The 19845-nt window shown below is 71.2% G+C and carries 16 protein-coding genes and 1 riboswitch; of the genes, 5 read left to right on the top strand and 11 right to left on the bottom strand.

Annotation, left to right across the window (positions count from 1 at the left end; genetic code table 11):
• Window positions 1-12: 12 nt before the first annotated feature.
• Window positions 13-1152, bottom strand: a complete 1140-nt coding sequence (locus OHA73_RS31680) for a ferrochelatase (protein WP_327656719.1) — start codon at window positions 1150-1152, stop codon at window positions 13-15.
• A gap of 105 nt (window positions 1153-1257) precedes the next feature.
• Here OHA73_RS31680 and OHA73_RS31675 point away from each other — a divergent pair, with 105 nt between their 5' ends.
• Both OHA73_RS31675 and OHA73_RS31670 read left to right on the top strand, forming a co-directional pair.
• Complete coding sequence (locus OHA73_RS31675) at window positions 1258-2541, top strand: MFS transporter (RefSeq protein WP_327656718.1); 1284 nt, start codon at window positions 1258-1260, stop codon at window positions 2539-2541.
• Window positions 2462-3820, top strand: a complete 1359-nt coding sequence (locus OHA73_RS31670; protein ID WP_327656717.1) for a D-arabinono-1,4-lactone oxidase — start codon at window positions 2462-2464, stop codon at window positions 3818-3820. The genes OHA73_RS31675 and OHA73_RS31670 overlap by 80 nt, the downstream gene beginning before the upstream one ends.
• 31 nt (window positions 3821-3851) lie before the next feature.
• Here the strand turns inward: OHA73_RS31670 and OHA73_RS31665 are convergent, their stop codons facing one another.
• Window positions 3852-5204, bottom strand: coding sequence for a hypothetical protein (locus tag OHA73_RS31665; protein ID WP_327656716.1), 1353 nt, complete (start codon window positions 5202-5204; stop codon window positions 3852-3854).
• A gap of 519 nt (window positions 5205-5723) precedes the next feature.
• Between OHA73_RS31665 and sepH the strand changes: the two genes are divergently transcribed.
• Window positions 5724-6818 (top strand): septation protein SepH, encoded by a 1095-nt coding sequence (gene sepH / locus OHA73_RS31660; RefSeq protein ID WP_266714986.1) that lies wholly within the window; start codon window positions 5724-5726, stop codon window positions 6816-6818.
• Window positions 6819-6907: 89 nt separating this feature from the next.
• On the opposite strand, the gene OHA73_RS31655 is transcribed toward sepH, so the two are convergent.
• Complete coding sequence (locus OHA73_RS31655; protein ID WP_327656715.1) at window positions 6908-7765, bottom strand: sulfurtransferase; 858 nt, start codon at window positions 7763-7765, stop codon at window positions 6908-6910.
• Window positions 7766-8040: 275 nt separating this feature from the next.
• On the opposite strand from OHA73_RS31655, the gene OHA73_RS31650 reads away from it, so the two are divergent.
• Window positions 8041-8817, top strand: a complete 777-nt coding sequence (locus OHA73_RS31650) for a VOC family protein (RefSeq protein ID WP_327656714.1) — start codon at window positions 8041-8043, stop codon at window positions 8815-8817.
• A 30-nt stretch (window positions 8818-8847) separates the two neighbouring features.
• Here OHA73_RS31650 and OHA73_RS31645 read toward each other — a convergent pair whose 3' ends face one another.
• The 4 genes from OHA73_RS31645 to OHA73_RS31630 form a co-directional block, all read right to left on the bottom strand.
• Entirely contained in the window at window positions 8848-9498 is a 651-nt protein-coding gene (locus tag OHA73_RS31645; RefSeq protein WP_266714983.1) for a thymidine kinase, read from the bottom strand.
• 74 nt (window positions 9499-9572) lie between these two features.
• Window positions 9573-10760 carry an alkaline phosphatase family protein gene (locus OHA73_RS31640; RefSeq protein WP_266714982.1) on the bottom strand — a complete coding sequence of 396 codons (1188 nt, stop codon included), beginning with the start codon at window positions 10758-10760 and terminating at the stop codon, window positions 9573-9575.
• Window positions 10757-11347, bottom strand: a complete 591-nt coding sequence (locus OHA73_RS31635) for a DUF5998 family protein (protein WP_266714981.1) — start codon at window positions 11345-11347, stop codon at window positions 10757-10759. Before OHA73_RS31635 ends, OHA73_RS31640 begins: the two co-directional genes overlap by 4 nt.
• A 79-nt stretch (window positions 11348-11426) precedes the next feature.
• Window positions 11427-14294: a bifunctional acetate--CoA ligase family protein/GNAT family N-acetyltransferase gene (locus OHA73_RS31630; protein ID WP_327656713.1), complete on the bottom strand. Its 2868-nt coding sequence runs from the start codon at window positions 14292-14294 to the stop codon at window positions 11427-11429.
• Between the two features lie 188 nt (window positions 14295-14482).
• Between OHA73_RS31630 and OHA73_RS31625 the strand changes: the two genes are divergently transcribed.
• The gene (locus OHA73_RS31625) at window positions 14483-14764 is read left to right on the top strand and encodes an HPr family phosphocarrier protein (RefSeq protein WP_030021209.1); all 282 of its coding nucleotides are present in this window, start codon (window positions 14483-14485) and stop codon (window positions 14762-14764) included.
• Window positions 14765-14951: 187 nt separating this feature from the next.
• On the opposite strand, the gene OHA73_RS31620 is transcribed toward OHA73_RS31625, so the two are convergent.
• The 4 genes from OHA73_RS31620 to OHA73_RS31605 form a co-directional block, all read right to left on the bottom strand.
• Window positions 14952-15638 carry a GntR family transcriptional regulator gene (locus OHA73_RS31620; protein WP_266714979.1) on the bottom strand — a complete coding sequence of 229 codons (687 nt, stop codon included), beginning with the start codon at window positions 15636-15638 and terminating at the stop codon, window positions 14952-14954.
• Window positions 15639-15859: 221 nt separating this feature from the next.
• A complete protein-coding gene (locus OHA73_RS31615) occupies window positions 15860-16660 on the bottom strand; it encodes a M23 family metallopeptidase (RefSeq protein ID WP_266714978.1) in 801 nt (266 codons plus the stop codon).
• A 12-nt stretch (window positions 16661-16672) separates the two neighbouring features.
• Window positions 16673-16836, bottom strand: a riboswitch (cyclic di-AMP (ydaO/yuaA leader).
• Between the two features lie 240 nt (window positions 16837-17076).
• Window positions 17077-18444 (bottom strand): M16 family metallopeptidase, encoded by a 1368-nt coding sequence (locus OHA73_RS31610; protein ID WP_266718943.1) that lies wholly within the window; start codon window positions 18442-18444, stop codon window positions 17077-17079.
• A gap of 17 nt (window positions 18445-18461) precedes the next feature.
• Entirely contained in the window at window positions 18462-19805 is a 1344-nt protein-coding gene (locus OHA73_RS31605) for a M16 family metallopeptidase (RefSeq protein WP_327658560.1), read from the bottom strand.
• Between the last annotated feature and the right edge of the window lie 40 nt (window positions 19806-19845).

Raw genomic sequence — 19845 nt, 5'->3', positions numbered from 1 at the left:
ACGTCACTGTCCTTACGCGTACGAGCTGTCGGCGCCGGCGGCGGCCGGCTTGGGGGTGCGGGCGGGGCAGCAGCCCACGGGACACAGGTCGTGGCTGGCGCCGAGCGCACCCAGAGCGCAAGGCGTGACGTTCCTGCCGCTCTCGGTGGCGGCCCGCTCAAGGGCCAACTCCCGTACGGCGGCGGCGAAGCGCGGGTCGGCTCCCACGGTGGCGGAGCGGCGCACCGGAAGGCCCAGCTCCGCGGCCTTCGCCTCGGCCTCGGTGTCGAGGTCGTAGAGGACCTCCATATGGTCGGAGACGAAGCCGATGGGCGCCATGACGACGGCCGGGACGCCCGCCGCGTGGCGCTCCTCCAGGTGGTCGCAGATGTCGGGCTCGAGCCACGGGATGTGCGGGGCGCCGGAACGCGACTGGTAGACGAGCTGCCAGGGGTGGGCGACGCCGGTCTCCTCGCGCACCGCGTCGGCGATGAGCTGCGCGACGTCCAGGTGCTGCTTCACGTACGCGCCCCCGTCGCCGTGCTCCTCGGTCCGCCCGGAGGTGTCGGCCGCCGCGTTCGGGATGGAGTGCGTGGTGAAGGCGATGTGGGCGCCGGCGCGGACGTCCTCGGGGAGGTCGGCGAGGGACTTCAGGACGCCCTCGATCATGGGGCGCACGAAGCCGGGGTGGTTGAAGTAGTGCCGCAGCTTGTCGATCCTCGGCAGCTCCAGGCCCTCGGCCTCCAGCGCGGCGAGCGCCTCCGCGAGGTTCTCACGGTACTGGCGGCAGCCCGAGTACGAGGCGTAGGCGCTGGTGGCGAGGACGAGGATGCGGCGGTGGCCGTCGGTGACCATCTCGCGCAGCGTGTCCGTCAGGTACGGCGCCCAGTTCCGGTTGCCCCAGTAGACCGGCAGTTCCAGGCCGTGCTCGGCGAAGTCCTTGCGCAGGGCGTCGAGCAGGGCCCTGTTCTGGTCGTTGATCGGGCTGACCCCGCCGAACAGGAAGTAGTGCTGCCCGACCTCTTTGAGCCGCTCCTTGGGGATGCCCCGGCCGCGCGTCACGTTCTCCAGGAACGGGACGACGTCGTCGGGGCCCTCGGGGCCTCCGAACGAGAGCAGCAGCAGGGCGTCGTAGGGGCGGGCATCGGGGCTGGCAGCGTGCGCGTCTGGCATGACTTCGATCCTGCCACCCGGCACTGACAGGCGGAAAACCGCGTGTGTCCCGGTCGTGGCGCGCGTAAGCTGTATCCACCGCTTTTACGCCTTACCGGAGTCGAGTTGCCCAGCCCCTACCGCGCCATATTCGCCCTGCCCGGAACCAAGAGCTTCTCCGCTGCCGGGCTCCTCGGCCGAATGCCCCTGTCCATGATGGGCATCGGCATCGTCACGATGGTCTCCCAGCTGACCGGGCGCTACGGGCTCGCGGGGGCCCTGTCCGCGACGGTGGCGCTGTCGGCCGCGCTGCTCGGGCCGCAGATCTCCCGGCTCGTCGACCGGCACGGGCAGCGCCGGGTGCTTCGGCCGGCCACCGTGATCTCGCTCGTCGCGGTCACCGGTCTCCTGCTGTGCGCCAAGTACACGGCGCCGGACTGGACCCTCTTCGCGTGCGCCGCGCTCGTCGGCTGCGTCCCGAGCGTCGGCTCCATGATCCGGTCACGGTGGGCGGCCCTCTACGGAGACGTCCCGCGGCAGCTGCACACCGCGTACTCCTTCGAGTCGGTGCTGGACGAGGTGTGCTTCGTCTTCGGGCCGATCATCTCGATCGGGCTGTCCACGGTGTGGTTCCCGGAGGCGGGGCCTCTTCTGGCGGGCTGTTTCCTCGCGGCCGGCGTCTTCTGGCTGACGTCGCAGCGCGCCACGGAACCGGTACCGCATCCGCGTGAACAGCACAGCCCCGGATCGGCGCTCCGCGCGCGTGGCTTGCAGGTTCTGGTGGCGACCTTCGTCGCTACGGGGGCGATCTTCGGGTCGATCGACGTCGTCACGGTGGCCTACGCCGAGGACCTCGGCCACAAGTCGATGGCCAGCGTGGTGCTCGCCGTCTACGCGACCGGCTCCTGCCTCGCGGGCGCGCTGTTCGGCCTGCTGCACTTCAAGGGAGCGCCCGCTCCCAGGTGGCTGCTGGGTGTCGTCACGATGGCCGTGAGTATGATCCCCCTCCAACTGGTCGGGAACCTGCCAATCCTGGCCGTGGCGCTCTTCGTCGCGGGCCTGTCCGTCGCACCGACGATGATCACGACGATGGCCCTCGTCGAGCAGCACGTACCACGCGCGAAGCTGACCGAGGGCATGACCTGGGTGAGCACCGGACTCTCGGTCGGCGTCGCGCTCGGCTCCTCCGTGGCCGGCTGGGTGATCGACGCGGCCGGGGCGGATGCCGGGTACGCGGTGCCGGGAGTATCCGGCGCCGTCGCGGTCCTTGTCGGGCTCCTGGGCTATAGCCGGCTGAAGCGGCCGGTTCCGCAGCGGGGAGGAAGCACCGATGAGCAGGCCACCGAGGGGTACGCGGGGCGCGCCGGGCACACGGACGGGCAGGCGGAAGAGCAGCGAAGCCTGGCGTAACTGGGCGGGCAACGTCACCGCGCGCCCCGTGCGCGAGGTGACGCCCGCCTCCGTCGAGGAGCTGACAGCGGCGGTGCGCAGCGCCGCGGAGGACGGCCTGAAGGTGAAGGCCGTCGGCTCGGGCCACTCCTTCACGGCGGCGGCCGCGACCGACGGAGTATTGATACGCCCTCAACTGTTGACCGGAATCCGCAGCATTGACCGGTCGAACGGGACCGTCACGGTCGAGGCCGGTACTCCGCTCAAGCGACTCAACATGGCCCTGGCCCGCGAGGGCCTGTCGCTCACGAACATGGGCGACATCATGGAGCAGACGGTCTCCGGCGCCACCAGTACCGGCACGCACGGCACGGGCCGCGACTCCGCGTCGATCGCCGCGCAGATCAAGGGACTTGAGCTGGTCACCGCGAGCGGGGACCTCCTCACCTGCTCCGAGAAGGAGAACCCCGAGGTCTTCGCGGCCGCCCGCATCGGTCTCGGCGCCCTCGGCATCGTCACGGCGATCACCTTCGCCGTGGAGCCGATCTTCCTGCTCTCCGCGCGCGAGGAGCCGATGCCCCTCGACCGGGTGCTCACGGACTTCGAGGAGCTGCACGCCGAGAACGAGCACTTCGAGTTCTACTGGTTCCCGCACACGGGCAGCTGCAACACCAAGCGCAACAACCGCAGCGCGGGCCCGGAGGCCCCCGTCTCCAGGTTCAGCGGCTTCGTCGAGGACGAGCTGCTCTCCAACGGCCTGTTCCAGGTGGCCAATTCGATCGGCCGCGCCGTGCCCGCCACGATCCCGTCGATCGCCAAGGTCTCCAGCCGGGCACTGTCCTCCCGGACGTACACGGACATTCCCTACAAGGTCTTCACATCGCCGCGCCGCGTGCGCTTCGTGGAGATGGAGTACGCGGTTCCGCGCGCGGCCCTCGTGGACAGCTTGCGCGAGCTGAAGTCCATGGTCGACCGCTCACGCCTGCGGATCAGCTTCCCCGTCGAGGTCCGCACCGCCCCGGCCGACGACATCGCACTGTCCACGGCGTCCGACCGCAACACCGCCTACGTAGCCGTGCACATGTACAAGGGGACGCCGTACCACCGGTACTTCACCGCGGCCGAGCAGATCCTCACCGCCCACGAGGGGCGCCCGCACTGGGGCAAGATGCACACGCGCGACGCGGAGTACTTCACGCGCGCGTACCCGCGCTTCGGCGAGTTCACGGCGCTGCGCGACCGCCTGGACCCGGACCGCGTGTTCGGCAATGCCTATCTGCGGCGGGTCCTCGGCGACTGACCCGGCAGCCCCCGCGGGGGCGTGCCTCGGGTCACTCCGACTGCTGCTGGACGTCCGAGCCCTGCGTGGGGGCGGAGGTCGGGTCGGGGGTACTGCCACTGTCCGAACCGGAGTCCGAGCCGCTGTCGGAGCCCGAGTCCGAACCGGAGTCGGAGGAGCCGCTGTCCGAACCGCTGTCCGAGTCAGAATCGGAGCCCGAGTCCGAACCCGAGTCGGAGGACCCGCTGTCCGAACCGGAGTCCGAGCCACTGTCGGAGCCACCGGTGTCACCCGTCGTCGGGGTGGAGCTCGGGTCCGGGGTGGTGGTGCCGGAGTCGTCGTTGTTCTGCGTACCGGTGTCCGAGCCGGTGCTGCTGTCGTCGGACGGCGTCGGGGTGGTGTCCGGAGTGGTGTCGCCGCCGGACGAGGAGTTCCGCCCCTTGAAGGCGTCGCCGATGGTGGTGCCGCTGCCGCTGCCACCGAAGGTGTGGCCCGACACCAGTTCGTACGTGGTGATGCCGCCCATGGTGACGCCGAACACGACCGCCGCGGCGATCAGTGGCCGCTTCCAGCTCTTGATCCGTGAACGGTGGACGGTGCCGTCGGTGAACTCGTCGTCGAGGTCCGCGCCGCCGTCGGCGTGATCGGCGTGATCGACGTCCGGGGCGCGCAGCATCCGCGTCGCCTCGTCGATCGCCTCGGGCCTGATCAGCTGGGTCTTCTCGGGATCGGTCGCGGCTGTGACACCCGCGGCGCTCAGCAGCTGCGTCTTGTCGGTGTCCTCGTCGGGCAGCAGGTCGGCCACGGCGCCCGTGTCGAGCAGTTGGGTCCCCTCGGTGGGGGTGGTGGAGACCTGCTTCATGGAGGTGACCTGTTCCATGGCGGTGACCTGCTCGACGGCGGAGACCTGCGGCAGCGCCGTCGCCTCACCGGCATCCGCGGTCGGGGTCTTCGCCGTCCCCCAGGTCGTGGTGGTCGGCAGCGCCGTCACGGCCGGCCGCGCCGCGGGCGGCTCCGAGCCCGTGACCATGGACCTCGTGGCGTCCATCGAGGAGTCCGAGCGGAACGTACGGGGCACGGGCCTGCCCTGCGCCGTCACCGGCACCTGCCGGGTCTTCGGCTTCACCACCCGGACGTCGCGTATCTGCTCACCGGTGCGCCTGAAGAAGTGCTGGAAGAGCGTGCCACCACAGGTGGCGAGGGCACTGACCACACCGGCACCGAGGATCGTCCCGTAGACACCGAGGCCGGAGGCGAGCTTCGCGGCCACGACGGCGGCGACCGCACTGCCCGCCACCTGCGGGACGCTCAGATCCAGCCGCTTCCTCCTGGGCTCTTCCTCCACGTCCTCGGATATGTGCTCGTCCGCGGATATGTCCTCGGAGATCTCCGGCTTCTTGCCCATTCTCTGACCTTGCCTACCTTTCTCGACAAAACCACCCATGCCACAGCGAAGCTCCCAAGAGTAAGCGAACTCCCTAGGACACAAGAGAAAGGACGTATCGGAGGAGGAATCAGTTCCGGTTCCGGAGATTTCGTGAAGCAGAACACGCGGACCCCACACATAGCCCGCCAAAATCGTGGGACCGCGGCCCCAACTCCCGCCCCCCGACAGAACTTCGGCGGCGTGCCGATCCACGCAAGTGGCCCGAATGGAGTACTGTTGCGAGCCCTGGGTCCGGTCTCCCGCCAGGGTGCTCGGGTCCTGCCAGGACCGTGGGGAGGGGGTTCGCTGCACAGGGTGACGGAGTCCGTCACTTAGCGTTGCGAATAGGTAACCGTGCCATAACGGCGACCCCGGGCCCATGCCCGACACGCCGGGCAACTCGGCAAGGTTGTGGCAGGCTGCACCCGGGCAGGCCACACTCGACTAGCGGAAGCAGCGACGCACGTGACGTCGGCAGGCACCACCCGGGAGGTCCCCATGCCCGAACTGCGTGTCGTGGCCGTCTCTAACGACGGCACACGGCTGGTGCTGAAGGCTGCGGACAGCACGGAGTACACGCTGCCGATCGACGAGCGCCTCCGGGCCGCCGTACGTGGCGACCGTCCGCGCCTCGGCCAGATCGAGATCGAGGTGGAGAGCCACCTCCGCCCGCGCGACATTCAGGCGCGTATACGGGCAGGCGCGACCGCTGAGGAGGTCGCACAGTTCGCCGGCATCCCGGTCGACCGGGTGCGCCGCTTCGAGGGCCCCGTGCTCGCGGAGCGCGCGTTCATGGCCGAGCGCGCCAGGAAGACCCCTGTGCGCCGCCCCGGCGAGAACGCCGGCCCCCAGTTGGGCGAGGCGGTGCAGGAGCGTCTCGTACTGCGCGGCGCCGACAAGGACTCGGTCCAGTGGGACTCCTGGCGCCGGGACGACGGCACCTGGGAAGTCCTGCTCGTCTACCGGGTCGCGGGCGAACCGCACTCGGCGAGCTGGACGTACGACCCGCCCCGCAGGCTCGTCCAGGCCGTGGACGACGAGGCGCGCTCGCTCATCGGCGAGTCCGACGACATCGGTACGCCCGAACCCACGTTCCCGTTCGTGCCGCGCATCGCCCGTCTGCCCAGGGACCGGCCTCTCGACCGCCCCCTCGATCGCGCCCTGGACCGGCAGCTCGAGCGGCCGACGCCGCCGGCGGAGCCGGAGCCCGAGGAGACCGAGCTGCCGGCGATCGCCTCGTCCGCCCCGCCGGAGCGCGACTCGCTGACCAGCCTCCTGGAGGCCGTGCCCAGCTACCGCGGCGACCTCGCGGTGCCCGAGCGTCCTGCCGTGGCTCCCGAGCCGCCGCAGGAGGAGCCGGAGACGCCCGCGGCCGCCGAGGTGGAGGAGCCGGCGGCGCCCGCTGCGTCGGCCGGGGCCGGATCGGCGTACGCGGACATCCTGATGCCGCGCGCCGTCGCCGGCCACCGTGACCGCCTCACCGGCACGACCGACCGCCAGGCGGAGGCCGACGGAGTACGCCCCGGTCGCCGTGCCGCCGTGCCGAGTTGGGACGAGATCGTCTTCGGCACGCGCCGCAAGAAGCAGGAGTAGCCGGCTCTTGCACCACGAGTAGCAACCTTTTGTACGCAGAGGGGGCCCGCGCCGTTCAGTCGGCGCGGGCCCCCTCTGCGTAGCGACGGCTACTGCGGGTCCGGCCCCGTGGCCACCGGGCGCGCCTCGTCGGCGGACCACTGGGACCAGGAACCGACGTACAGCTGGGCATCGATGCCCGCCACCGCGAGCGCCAGGATCTCGTGCGCGGCCGAGACGCCTGAGCCGCAGTAGACGCCGACCTGGCCCGGATCGCCGTTCGCGCCAAGGGACTTGAAGCGCTCCGCGAGCTCGGCGGCCGGCCGGAAGCGGCCGTCGTCGCCGACGTTCTCCGTGGTCGGAGCGGACACCGCGCCGGGGATGTGGCCGCCGACGCGGTCGATGGGCTCCACGTCACCGCGGTAGCGCTCGGCGGCGCGGGCGTCGAGGAGCAGACCGGAGCGGGCCAGGGCCGCGGCGGCGTCAGCGTCGAGCAGACCGGTGGCACCGGGTGCAGGCTCGAAGGTGCCCAGCTGTGGCGTCGGGGCCGTGGTCTCCAGGGGGCCGTTCCAGGCGGCAAGCCCGCCGTCGAGAACCCGCACGGACGAGTGACCCGTCCAGCGCAACAGCCACCAGGCGCGCGCCGCGGCCCAGCCCTGACCACCGTCGTATACGACGACGTCGCGGTCCGCCGAGACGCCGGCGGCGCGCATCGCCGCGCCGAATCCGGACAGCTCGGGCAAGGGGTGCCTGCCGTCGCCCGGACCCGCGTGACCAGCGAGTTCCGTGTCCAGATCGACGTAGACCGCGCCGGGCACATGGCCCGCCGCGTACTCGGCACGGCCGTCGAACGCGGGCACTCCCGCGGCCTTGGCGAGGCTGAGCTGCCAGCGGACGTCGAGCAGCACGGGGGGCTGCTCACCCGTCAACTCGCTCGCAAGTTCGGATGCGGTGATGATGGCATTCATGGGCCCATCCTTGCTCATGCCCTGGCCCGCGCGCTCGTGGTCGTATAGCGTGCTCGATCGACTACCGAGCGTCTATTGACCGGACATGGCAGGGTCGTGGCGCCGAAACGTATGCGAAACACCGTTTCGGGCATCCTCAGCGGGGAGTCCGATGGTTTCGGCGCGGCCGGGGAGCGTCGCGCGGCACCGAGTGCCACCATCGGCACGGGCGCCATCTGAGATGTGGGATCCCGAGCCGCGGGCCCCGCGGGATCCGTTCCGAGGAGAGAGTGACGATGACCGAGGCAGCAGCCCGGCGCGCACCCGGCACCCCTTGCTGGGTGAGCCTGATGGTGCACGGCATGGCCGCGACCCAGGAGTTCTACGGGGCGCTGTTCGGCTGGGAGTTCAAGCCCGGCCCACAGCAACTCGGCCCGTACGCGCGGGCGCTCCTCGACGGCAAGGAGGTCGCCGGGATCGGCCAACTGCCACCCGACCGCCACCTGCCGATCGCCTGGACCCCCTACCTCGCATCGGACGACGTGGACGCGACGGCCGAGACGGTGCGGCACTGCGGCGGCACGGTGGGCGTGGGCCCGCTGGACGCCGGGGAAGCCGGCCGGATGGCGATCGGCTCCGATCCCGCGGGCGCGGTGTTCGGGATCTGGCAGGCCGCCGAGCACGTGGGCTCTGCGGTGACCGGGGTGCCGGGCGCGATGGCGTGGAACGAGCTGGTGACGCGGGAGACCGCGAGCGTCGCGAAGTTCTACGAGGCGGTCTTCGGTTACTCCGAAGAGGCCGTCGTCTCCGCCGACTTCGACTTCGTGACCCTGCACCTGGCGGGCCACCCCGTGGCCTCCGTGCACGGCGTCGGCCATGCCCTGCCCCGCGACCAGGGCCCGCACTGGATGACGTACTTCACGGTCAAGGACGTGGACGAGGCCGTGGAACGGGTCGCCGACCTGGGCGGCCACGTGGTGTCCGCCGCCCGCGAGGGTCCACACGGGCGGGTGGCCACGGTGGCGGATCCGGAGGGGGCGGTGTTCTCGTTGGTGGCGCCCCCGGCTGCGTAGGCGGGGCGTTTCCCGGGGCCTGCGTCTCGCTCAGGCCGAGCCGACCGGCAGCACGTCCGGGGACAGGGCCGCCGCGTGTGCCGTGGCGCTCGTCATCCGCCTGCTGTGATGCCGTCGGCACAGCACCTCGTAGCCGATCTCGTCCGGCGACCGGTTCACGTCGCCGACGACGACCTGGGCGCCCTCGACGACCATCGCGCCGTTGACCGTACGGGCGTTGTGCGTGGCGCGGGCGCCGCACCAGCACAGCGCCTCCACCTGCAACACCTCTACGCGGTCGGCGAGTTCGACCAGACGCTGCGAGCCGGGGAACAGCTTGGAGCGGAAGTCGGTCGTGATGCCGAAGGCGAAGACGTCGAGTTCCAGCTCGTCGACGACCCGGGCGAGCTGGTCGATCTGCTCGGGCGCGAGGAACTGCGCCTCGTCCGCGATCAGGTAGTCCACCCGGCCGCCGTGCGAGAGGTGGTCGACCACGTACGCGTAGACATCCAGGTCGTCCGCGACCTCCACGGCGTCCGTGACCAGGCCGAGGCGGGAGGAGAGCTTGCCCTCCCCCGCCCGGTCGTCGCGGGTGAAGATGAGGCCCTGGAGGCCGCGCGCCGAGCGGTTGTGCTCGATCTGCAGAGCGAGGGTCGACTTCCCACAGTCCATCGTTCCGGAGAAGAACACCAGCTCGGACATGGGGAGTTGAGCACCTTTCGCGTGACGTGAGGGGGTTGCAGACGTGGTCGGCGTGGCCGATGTGGCCGGAGGGGTCAGGACCGCACTTCCAGCAGCGGTACGAGCTGTTCCGCCGGGGTCATCGAGCCGTGGTTGCCGACCATCAGGGATTCCTTCGGCTCGTTCCGCGAGGCGATGAGCACCACGTCGTCACGGGCCGCGGCGATGACGTCGCCGAGCCGGTCGTACACACGTTGATCAACCTGTGGGCCGAACCAGCCGGCCGCGATCGCCTCGTCGCGCGAGGCGATCCAAAACTGCTCGCCGAGCACCTCTCGCCACACCGTGAGCACGTCGCTCGCCGCGCCCGGCACCGCGTACACATGGCGGGCGCGGCCCTCGCCGCCCAACAGGGCGACGCCCGCGCCCAGTTCCCAGTCCTCGTCGAAGTCGATGCGGGACTGCTCGTCGAAGGCGATGTCGACCATGCCGTGGTCCGCGGTGACGTACAGGGCGCTGCGCGGCGGCAGTTGCTCGGCGAGCCGCTGCGCGAGGCGGTCGACGTACATGAGCTGGCCGCGCCAGGGGTCGGAGTCGACGCCGAAGCGGTGCCCCTTCCCGTCGACCTCGCTGTAGTACGTGTACACCAGCGACCGGTCCCCCGCGGCCAGTTGCTCGGCGGCCAGGTCCATGCGGTCCTCGCCGGAGAGGCGGCCGTAGAACGTGCCGCCGCTGAGGGCGATCTTGGTGAGGGGGGTCGTCTCGAAGTGCGGCGCGGACACTTGTGCCGTGCGAATGCCCGCTTCGTGGGCGCGCTGGAAGATCGTGGGGTACGGCTGCCAGGCCCGCGGCTTCGTCCACGGGTTCCAGCGGAGCTGGTTCATCAGCTCGCCGGTGTCCGGGTTGCGCACGGTGTAGCCGGGCAGGCCGTGCGCGCCAGGAGGCAGGCCCGTGCCCACGGAGGCGAGGGAGGTCGCGGTGGTCGCCGGGTAGCCCGCGGTGATCGGGCGGCCTGTACCGCCGCGCGAGGACGATATGAGCGAGCTGAGGAACGGTGCCTCGTCCGGGTGCGCCCTGAGCTGCTCCCAGCCCAGGCCGTCGATCAGGAACACGCAGGCGCGGTCGACCGGCTGCAGCTCGGAGATGCCGGCGGTGCAGCCGGGCACGCCCAGGTGGGCGCCGATGGTGGGCAGCAGATCGGCGAGGGATCCGGTGCCGTACGCCGGGACGGGAGCGGAGTGGACGGGCAGCGGCTCTACGTCGTCCCAGGCGGCCTGCGTCATCGGCGGCCCGCGTCCGCGATGGCCTCGGAGAGGGACTGGGCGAAGGTGAGGGCCTGGCGCACGGTCTCCGGGCCGTCCCCGGCCTCGCTGACGCGCAGGCTCAGGTCGTCCGCGGTCGTGCTGCCCGTGTAACCGTGGTCCGCCTCGCAGTTGGGGTCGCCGCAGGTCGCGGGCTCCAGGTCGACGCGGGACACGGCGCCCCAGCCGATGGTGAGGACGACCTCGCGGGGCAGCGACCCCGGAACGTACTTCTCCGGATTGGCGACGACGCGGCTGAGCACGACCGAAGAGATCCGGCCGATCTGCACGGACTCCGTCGACGTCGTCGCGTATGACGTCGGGGAGGTGCTGTCGGCGGCCTGCTCGTCGGTGTGGCTGACGATGAAGCGGCTGTCGGTCAGGACCAGGACGGTGACATGACGACGGACCTCGTTCGCATCGAACGTGGTCTCCTGGTGCACCAGGTACGACGAGATCGGCTCGCCGCCGACCGCGGCCTCCACCGCCTCGGCCACAAGAGCCGGGTAGTAACCGCTGCGCTCGATCGCCGCTCGCAGCCCTTGGGTCGTCGTACTGGTCTTGGCCATGTGGTCCATCCTAAGGCCCGTAAAGAGACTGCCGATGCCCCTGTGGATAACTCTCCGTGAGGGTCAGTTTCGAGGTGGTTCAGTACGCGGCGGGCAGGGTGCGCGGGCCGAGGTCGTCGCGGGCGGGCGGCGGCGCGAGCCGGACGGAGGCGCCGAGGACGGTCAGCCCGCGCTCGGCCACGACGACCGGTTCAAGGGCGACGCCGACGACCTCGGGGTGGTCGTCGACCAGACGCGACACGCGCTGCAGCAGCTCCTCGAGCGCGGGAGTGTCCACGGGGGCCGCGCCGCGCCAGCCGAACAGGATCGGGGACGTCTTGATGGACCGCACGATCGCCTGCGCGTCCTTGTCGGTCACCGGGATCAGCCGGTGCGCGGTGTCTCCGAGCAGCTCGGAGGCGGCTCCGGCGAGCCCGAAGGAGAGCACGGCGCCCGCGGCCGGGTCTATGACGGCGCGTACGACGGTGTCGACTCCGCGCGGCGCCATCGCCTGCACGACCGGCCGCAGTTCGGCGGGCTTGCCGAGCCGCTGGGTCAGGTCTTCGTAGGCGCGCCGCAACTCTCCCTCGCTGGACAGGTCCAGGCGTACGCCGCCGAGGTCGGGGCGGTGCCGCAGATGCGGGGCGGTCGTCTTCAGGGCCACCGGGTAGCCGAGCGTGTGCGCGGCCTCCGCGGCCTCGTCCGGGCCGGGAGCGGGCAGCGTGCTGCGCACGTCGATGCCGTAGCGGGACAGCAGGGCGCGGGCGTCCTCCGGGGCGAGGTCTGCGCCTCGCGGGTCGCCCTCCTTGGCGAGCAGTTCCGTGATGAGCTCGGCGGCCCCCTGCTCGTCGACGGCGTCGTACTCGGGCACCTTGCCGGGCGTGGCGGCGTCGCGTCGCCACTGGGCGTACTTGGCCACCTGGGAGAGCGCGCGGACGGCGCGCTCGGCGGCCGGGTAGGCGGGGATGAGGCGGGGAGTGCGGTCCACAGGAGGCGGGGTGCCTTCGGGGGCGTCCGGCGCCTCGGGGGCCCCAGGGGTCCCCGAGGTCTCGGAGGCGGCGCGCTGGGGCAGGGTGTCGGGCGCGTTGGGCCCCGTGCTGGCCGCGGCGGAGAGTGCTTCGGCGAGGCCACCGAGTTCGACGTGGACGACGAGCACCGGCTTCGTGGGGCCGGTGGCGGCTGCCGCGCTCAGGGCGGCCGCGAGTTCCGCGTCCTCCGAGGGGCCCTCCCCCACGGCGGGGATCGCGGTGACCACGACGGCGTCCGTCTTCTCGTCGGCCAGCGCCTGCTCCAGTGCGGCCCGGAAGTCGGCGGCGGACGCGGCGGTCGTCAGGTCCAGCGGCGGCTTGGGCCGCAGCCCCTCGGAGAGGCACACGTCGTACGTCAGGAGGCCGAGCGACTCCGAGTTGCCGAGGATGGCGACGCGCGGTCCCTCGGGCAGCGGCTGGCGGGCCAACAGGAGGCCGGTGTCCACGAGTTCGGTGATCGTTTCGACCCGGATGACCCCCGCCTGGCGCAGCAGCGCGGACACGGTGGCGTACGGGAGGCGGGTGGCCCGCACCGCGTGCCCCGTGGGCGCGATGCCGCTGTGCCGGGCGCCCTGGACGACCACCAGGGGCTTGGCAGCGGCGGTGCGGCGGGCGAGGCGGGTGAACTTGCGGGGGTTGCCGATCGATTCGAGGTACATGAGGGCGACATCGGTGTCCGCGTCGTCGTACCAGTACTGAAGGACGTCGTTCCCGGAGACGTCCGCGCGGTTGCCCGCGGAGACGAACGTGGAGACCCCGCTGGCCCCGGTGACTCCCCCGCCCCTGCGGTGCAGGCGGGACAGGAGCGCGATGCCGATGGCGCCGGACTGGGCGAACAGGCCGATACGTCCGGGGCGCGGCATCTCGGGGGCGAGCGAGGCGTTGAGCCGTACCTCCGGTGATGTGTTGACCACTCCGAAGGCGTTCGGCCCGATGATGCGCATCCCGTAGCTGCGGGCCTGGCGGACCAGGGCGCGCTGGCGCTCGCGGCCCTCGTCCCCGCTCTCCGCGTAGCCGGCGGAGACGACGACGAGGCCCTGCACGCCGCGCTCGCCGCACTCGGCGACGACCTCGGGGACGTCCGGGGCGGGCACGGCCACGACGGCCAGGTCGACCGTCTCCGCCGGGTCGATGTCGCGTACGGAGCGGTGGGCGGGCAGGCCGTCGATCTCGGTGACGTCGTCCCCGAACGCCTGGTTCACCGCGTACAGGCGCCCGGTGAAGCCCGCGTCCTTCAGGTTGTCGAGAACGCTGCGGCCCACTCCTCCGGCCGCACGTCCCACGCCGATCACGGCGACGGAGCCGGGGGCGAGCAGGCGCTGCACCGAGCGGGCCTCGGCGCGCTGCTCGCGCGCGTGCTGCACCGCGAGCGAGGCCTCCGTGGGCTCGATGTCGAACTCCAGGCGGACGACGCCGTCCTCGAAGCTGCGCTTCTGTGTGTATCCGGCGTCCCGGAACACCTTGATCATCTTGCTGTTGGCGGGCAGCACCTCGGCGGCGAACCGGCGGATGCCGCGTTCGCGGGCGACGGCCGCGATGTGCTCCAGGAGGGCGGAGGCTACGCCTCGGCCCTGGTGGGCGTCCTGCACGAGGAAGGCGACCTCCGCCTCGTCGGCGGGCGCGGTCGCCGACATGCCCTGCTCGTTGATCCGGTCGTAGCGCACCGTGGCGATGAACTCGCCGCCCACCGTGACCGCGAGACCGACCCTGTCCACGTAGTCGTGATGGGTGAAGCGGTGCACGTCCTTGGCGGACAGGCGGGGGTAGGGCGCGAAGAAGCGGTAGTACTTCGACTCGTCCGAGACCTGCTCGTAGAAGCTGGTCAGATGCTCGGCGTCCGCCGTCGTGATGGGCCTGATCCGCGCGGTGCCGCCGTCGCGCAGCACCACGTCGGCCTCCCAGTGGGCGGGGTACGCATGCCGGTCCGACGGGGTCTCCATGCCGCAAGAGTAGGGCCGGGCACCGACAGACGGCGGTCGGTCGTACGGGTCGCGGCCCGTGCGTACGGAGGGCACCCTATGGAGGACCGAAGGGCCGTGCCGGTGAGGACCTGGGTCCGCGTCACGCACGCCTCCCGATATGGAACACTGGTCTAGACAACCGTGAGACACCTGAAGGGCAGCATCACATGGCTGAGCGCCGCGTCAACGTCGGCTGGGCCGAGGGCCTCCACGCCCGCCCCGCTTCCATCTTCGTCCGCGCTGCCACGGCGGCCGGTGTTCCCGTGACGATCGCCAAGGCCGACGGCAACCCCGTCAACGCCGCCTCCATGCTGGCGGTGCTCGGCCTGGGCGCGCAGGGCGGCGAGGAGATCGTGCTGGCTTCCGACGCCGAGGGCGCGGACGCCGCGCTCGACCGTCTGGCGAAGCTGGTCGCGGAGGGGCTCGAGGAGCTTCCCGAGACCGTCTGACACAAAGACAAAAAGCAGTACGGCTGAGCCGCGCGTTCCCCTTCGGGGCGCGCGGCTTTTTCGTTCACTATTGCGGCGCGAATTGGGCAGCTGGAAATGGGCGGCAGGAAATAGGCAGCGGGAATTCATCCGCGCCTCGTTCAACCCATTCACCGAATAGTGCACTTCTTTGTATACGGCGCTGTTGTTAAACCTGACGCCCCACTGTGTTGACTGCATGTTGCGAAGTCCTCACATGCTCGCCCGCGCGGGGGACGCGCAGCCTGTGGGCGGCCGTCGCGCGCTCCGCGTGCAGGGTGGCCAGGGCGCGGGCACGCTCCGCGTCGCCCCGTGCCACGGCGTCGACGATGGCGCCGTGCTCGGCCCAGGACTCGGCCGGCCGGGCCGGGCTCTCCACGGCGTACATCCAGGCGATCTTGTGGCGGAGCTGGGTGAGCAGGGTGATCAGGCCGGGGCTGCCGGAGGCCTGGGCGAGCGTCTCGTGGAACCAGCTGCCGAGGGAGCGCAGATCCTCGCTCTGACCTCGCCGGGAGCGCTCCTGCCCCAGCCTGACCAGGCCACGCAGCACCTTGAGGTGAGCCTCGGTGCGGCGCTGCGCGGCGCGGGCGGCGCCCATGGGTTCGAGCAGCATGCGGATCTCCAGGAGGTCGGCCGCCTCCCGCTCGGTGGGTTCGGCCACGCACGCGCCCGCGTGCCTGCGCGTGACGACGAACCCCTCCGCCTCCAGGGTCCGCAGCGCCTCGCGGACGGGCACGCGCGAGACCCCGTAGCGACGCGCGAGCAGTTCCTCGGTGAGCCTGCCGCCGCGCTCGTAGACGCCGGCGACGATGTCGTCGCGGATCGCTGTGCATACCGACTGCGCGGGAATGCGCATGACTCGACCTCCGCCTCAATGCCCGCGATACGCGGTCGATTGACGCCCGGTCAAGCGCGAATGACACGTGGCCGGAACGTTTACCCGGTGACTCTATTCCACCGGACTTGAATTTCCGACGAGGGAACTGAATCCAGGGATATTTTTTGGACAGTGCAGACCCGCGCACGCGAAAGCCCCGGCTCGGTGAGCCGGGGCTTTCGTGGAGTGTGCCTGACGGGTCAGACGTTCACACCGTGCTGGCGCAGGTACGCGACGGGGTCGATGTCCGAGCCGTAGTCGGGGCCGGTGCGGGCCTCGAAGTGGAGGTGCGGGCCCGTCACGTTGCCGGTGGCGCCGGAGAGGCCGATCTGCTGGCCGGGGGTGACGTCCTGGCCGACGGAGACGCCGATCGAGGACATGTGACCGTACTGGGTGTACGTACCGTCCTTCATCTTGATCACGACGTTGTTGCCGTACGAGCCGCCCCAGCCGGCCTCGACGACGGTGCCCATGCCGACCGCGTGCACCGAAGTGCCGCTGGAGGCGTGGAAGTCGATGCCGGTGTGGCTACCGGAGGACCACAGTCCGCTGCCGGCCTGGTAGGCGGTGGAGACGTACGAGCCGGAGATCGGCGACACGAAGCTGTTCAGGCGCTTGCGCTCGGCCTCGCGGGCGGCGCGCTCCTTGGCCTCGCGCTCCTTCTGGGCCTTCTCGGCTGCCCGCTTCTTGGCCTCCGCCTCGGCCTTGCGCTTGGCCTCCTCGGCCTTCTTCTTGGCCTCGGCCTCGGCCTTCGCCTTGGCGGCGGCCTTCTGCTGCGCGGTGGCCTGCGCGTCGATCTGCTCGGCCAGGGAGTCGCCGATGGCCACGGCCTGCGTGAGGCCGTCGTGCGGGGCTATCGCGGTGTCGGCGGCGAGTGCGGGGGCGGCGAGGCCACCCACCACGCCCGTCGTGGTGATTGCGGCGACGCCGGCGACCTGAGCGGTGGTACGCGTCAGGCGGCTGGGACGGCGGTGCTTCCCGGTGGCACGGGTGAACGCCATGAAGTGGCTGATCCTTTCCTTCCTTCTCGCCTACCGGGTTAGCTGACGGGTTCGGAGCAGGAAGGTCTCCTACAGGCCCCCTCCCCTTACGGGAAGAGCGCCCGATTCACCCCAGGGACTTCGGTGGGTCCCCGGCTCCCCTGGCTCGCACCATGGGGACTCGGCGATGACTGTCCGGTGTCGCGGGCGCGACGTACGTCTGGCGGACAGCCGGAGGGAACGCTAAGCGGGGCGTCTTTGGATCGACAAACAGAACCCGGCTTTTGTAGTGCACGCCACAGGGCAGACAGGCAACCACTACATCAATTCGGACATTTGTGATCGTGTGGTGATTGAAGATGATCGTGACGGACGCCACGAAGCCCCGGCGGCCGATGCCGGCGCCGGGGCTTCGTGGTGTGCCGCGGGAGAGGAACTCAGCCCGCGACCACCGTGACTTCGCCGATGCCGAGCGCCTTGACCGGCTCCTCGATCTGCGCGGCGTCACCCACCAGGATCGTCACCAGGCGATCCGCCGGGAACGCGCTCACGACGGCGGCCGTGGCCTCCACGGTGCCCGTGGCGGCCAGTTGCCGGTACACCTGCGCCTGGAAGTCGTCGGGCAGGTGCTGCTCGACCTGGTCGGCGAGGGTGCTCGCGACGGCCGCGGCGGTCTCGAACTTCAGCGGGGCCACACCCACCAAGTTCTGTACGGCGGTGTCCCGTTCGGCATCCGTGAGCCCCTCGGCCGCCAGCGTGCGCAGGACCTTCCACAGGTCGTCGAGCGCGGGCCCGGTGTTCGGAGTGTCCACCGAGCCGCTGATGGCGAGCATCGCGGCGCCGCTGCCGTCGGGCGCGGAGCGCAGCACCTGGGCGAAGGACCGCACTCCGTAGGTGTAGCCCTTCTCCTCGCGCAGGACGCGGTCCAGGCGCGACGTGAGAGTGCCGCCCAGGCAGTACGTGCCGAGGATCTGCGCGGCCCACACACGGTCGTGCTTGTCCGGTCCGACCCGGCCCATGAGCAACTGCGTCTGCACGGCACCGGGACGGTCCACGATGATCACGCGGCCGGTGTCGTCGGCGACGACCGGCGGCACGGGGCGCGGCTCGGCGGTGTCGCCGGTCCAGGCGCCGAGCGTGTCGGCGAGGAGGGCGTCCAGGTCGATGCCCGTCAGGTCGCCCACGACGACGGCCGTGGCGGTGGCGGGGCGTACGTGCCGGTCGTAGAAGGCGCGCACGGCCGCCGCGTCAATGGCCGAGACGGTCTCCTCGGTGCCCTGGCGCGGGCGCGACATGCGCGCGTCGGCCGGGAAGAGCTGCTTGGAGAGCTCCTTGGCGGCGCGCCGGGCCGGGTTGGCGGCCTCGTGCGGGATCTCGTCCAGGCGGTTGCGGACGAGGCGCTCGATCTCGCTGTCGTCGAAGGCGGGGGCCCGCAGGGCGTCGGCCAGGAGGGCGAGGCCCTTGGAGAGGCGGGAGGCCGGCACTTCGAGGGAGGCACGGACGCCGGGGTGGTCGGCGTGCGCGTCCATCGTGGCGCCGCAGCGCTCCAGCTCGGCGGCGAACTCCTCGGCGGAGTGCTTGTCCGTGCCTTCGTTGAAGGCACGCGCCATGATCGTCGAGACGCCGTCGAGGCCCTTCGGTTCCGCGTCAAGCGGTGCGTCCAGGTGCACCTCCACGGCGATGACCTGCTGTCCCGGCCGGTGGCAGCGCAGCACCGTCAGGCCGTTGGGGAGCGCGCCGCGCTCCGGGGCCGGGAACGCCCAGGGCTTGGGCTCGCCCGCCTGCGGCCGCGGGTGGAAGTCCATGTTCGCGAGCTGCTCGGTCACTGGCCCGCCTCCTCAGCGATCTCGGCGTTCTCGGTGTCGGCGGGCGCGGTCGGCTCGTACACGAGGGACGCGCGGTTGTCGGGACGCAGGCGCGCCTTGGCGATCTCCTGGACCTCCTCCGCGGTCACGTCCAGAACGCGTCCCACGGCGGTCAGGGCGAGCTGCGGGTCGCCGAACAGGACGGCGTAGCGACACAGCTCGTCGGCGCGCCCGGAGACCGTGCCCAGGCGGTCCAGCCACTCGCGCTCCAACTGGGCCTGGGCGCGCTCCATTTCCTCAGGGCTCGGGCCCTCCTCGGCGAACCGGGCGAGCTCCTCGTCGACGGCGGCCTCGATGACCGGCACCTCGACGTCTCCGGAGGTCTTCACGTCCAGCCAGCCCAGCGAGGGCGCTCCGGCGAGGCGCAACAGGCCGAAACCGGCCGCCACGGCGGTGCGGTCACGGCGTACGAGCCGGTTGTACAGGCGCGAGGACTCGCCGCCGCCGAGGACGGTGAGGGCGAGGTCGGCGGCGTCGCACGCGCGCGTGCCGTCCAGCGGGAGCCGGTAGGCCGACATCAGGGCACGCGCCGGCACCTCCTCCTCGATGACCTCGCGCTGCTGCTCGCCGATGACCTCCGGGAGGGCACCGTCGCGCGGGGCGGGCTTGCCGTCATGGCCGGGGATGGAGCCGAAGTACCGCTCGACCCAGGCCAGCGTCTGCTCCGGGTCAATGTCGCCGACGATCGACAGCACCGCGTTGTTGGGCGCGTAGTAGGTGCGGAAGAAGTTCCGCGCGTCTTCAAGGGTGGCCGCGTCCAGGTCGGCCATGGAGCCGATGGGCGTGTGGTGGTACGGGTGCCCCTCGGGGTACATGAGGGCGGTCAGCTTCTCGAACGCCGTGCCGTAGGGCACGTTGTCGTAGCGCTGGCGCCGCTCGTTCTTCACGACGTCCCGCTGGTTCTCCATCGACTCGTCGTCGAGGGCCGTGAGGAGCGAGCCCATGCGGTCGGCCTCGAGCCACAGCGCGAGCTCCAGCTGGTGGGCGGGCATGGTCTCGAAATAGTTGGTGCGCTCGAAGCTCGTCGTACCGTTGAGCGAGCCGCCCGCGCCCTGGACGAACTCGAAGTGCCCGTTGCCGTGCACCTGCTTCGAGCCCTGGAACATCAGGTGCTCGAAGAGGTGAGCCAGGCCCGTACGGCCCTTGACCTCGTGGCGCGAGCCGACGTCGTACCAGAGGCAGACCGCCGCGACCGGGGTCAGATGATCCTCGGAGAGCACCACGCGCAGGCCGTTGGCCAGCCGGTGCTCGGTCGCTGTCAGGCCGCCGGAGCCGGCCTCGGCGGTGGCCGTGTGACCCATGGGCATGTACGTCCCTTCGATCGCGGTGCAACGCGAATTC

The sequence above is a fragment of the Streptomyces sp. NBC_00483 genome (genome assembly GCF_036013745.1).
GTDB lineage: Bacteria > Actinomycetota > Actinomycetes > Streptomycetales > Streptomycetaceae > Streptomyces.
The sequence above is the reverse complement of the archived record's forward strand: the minus strand, read 5'-3'. Positions and strand labels throughout refer to the sequence as shown.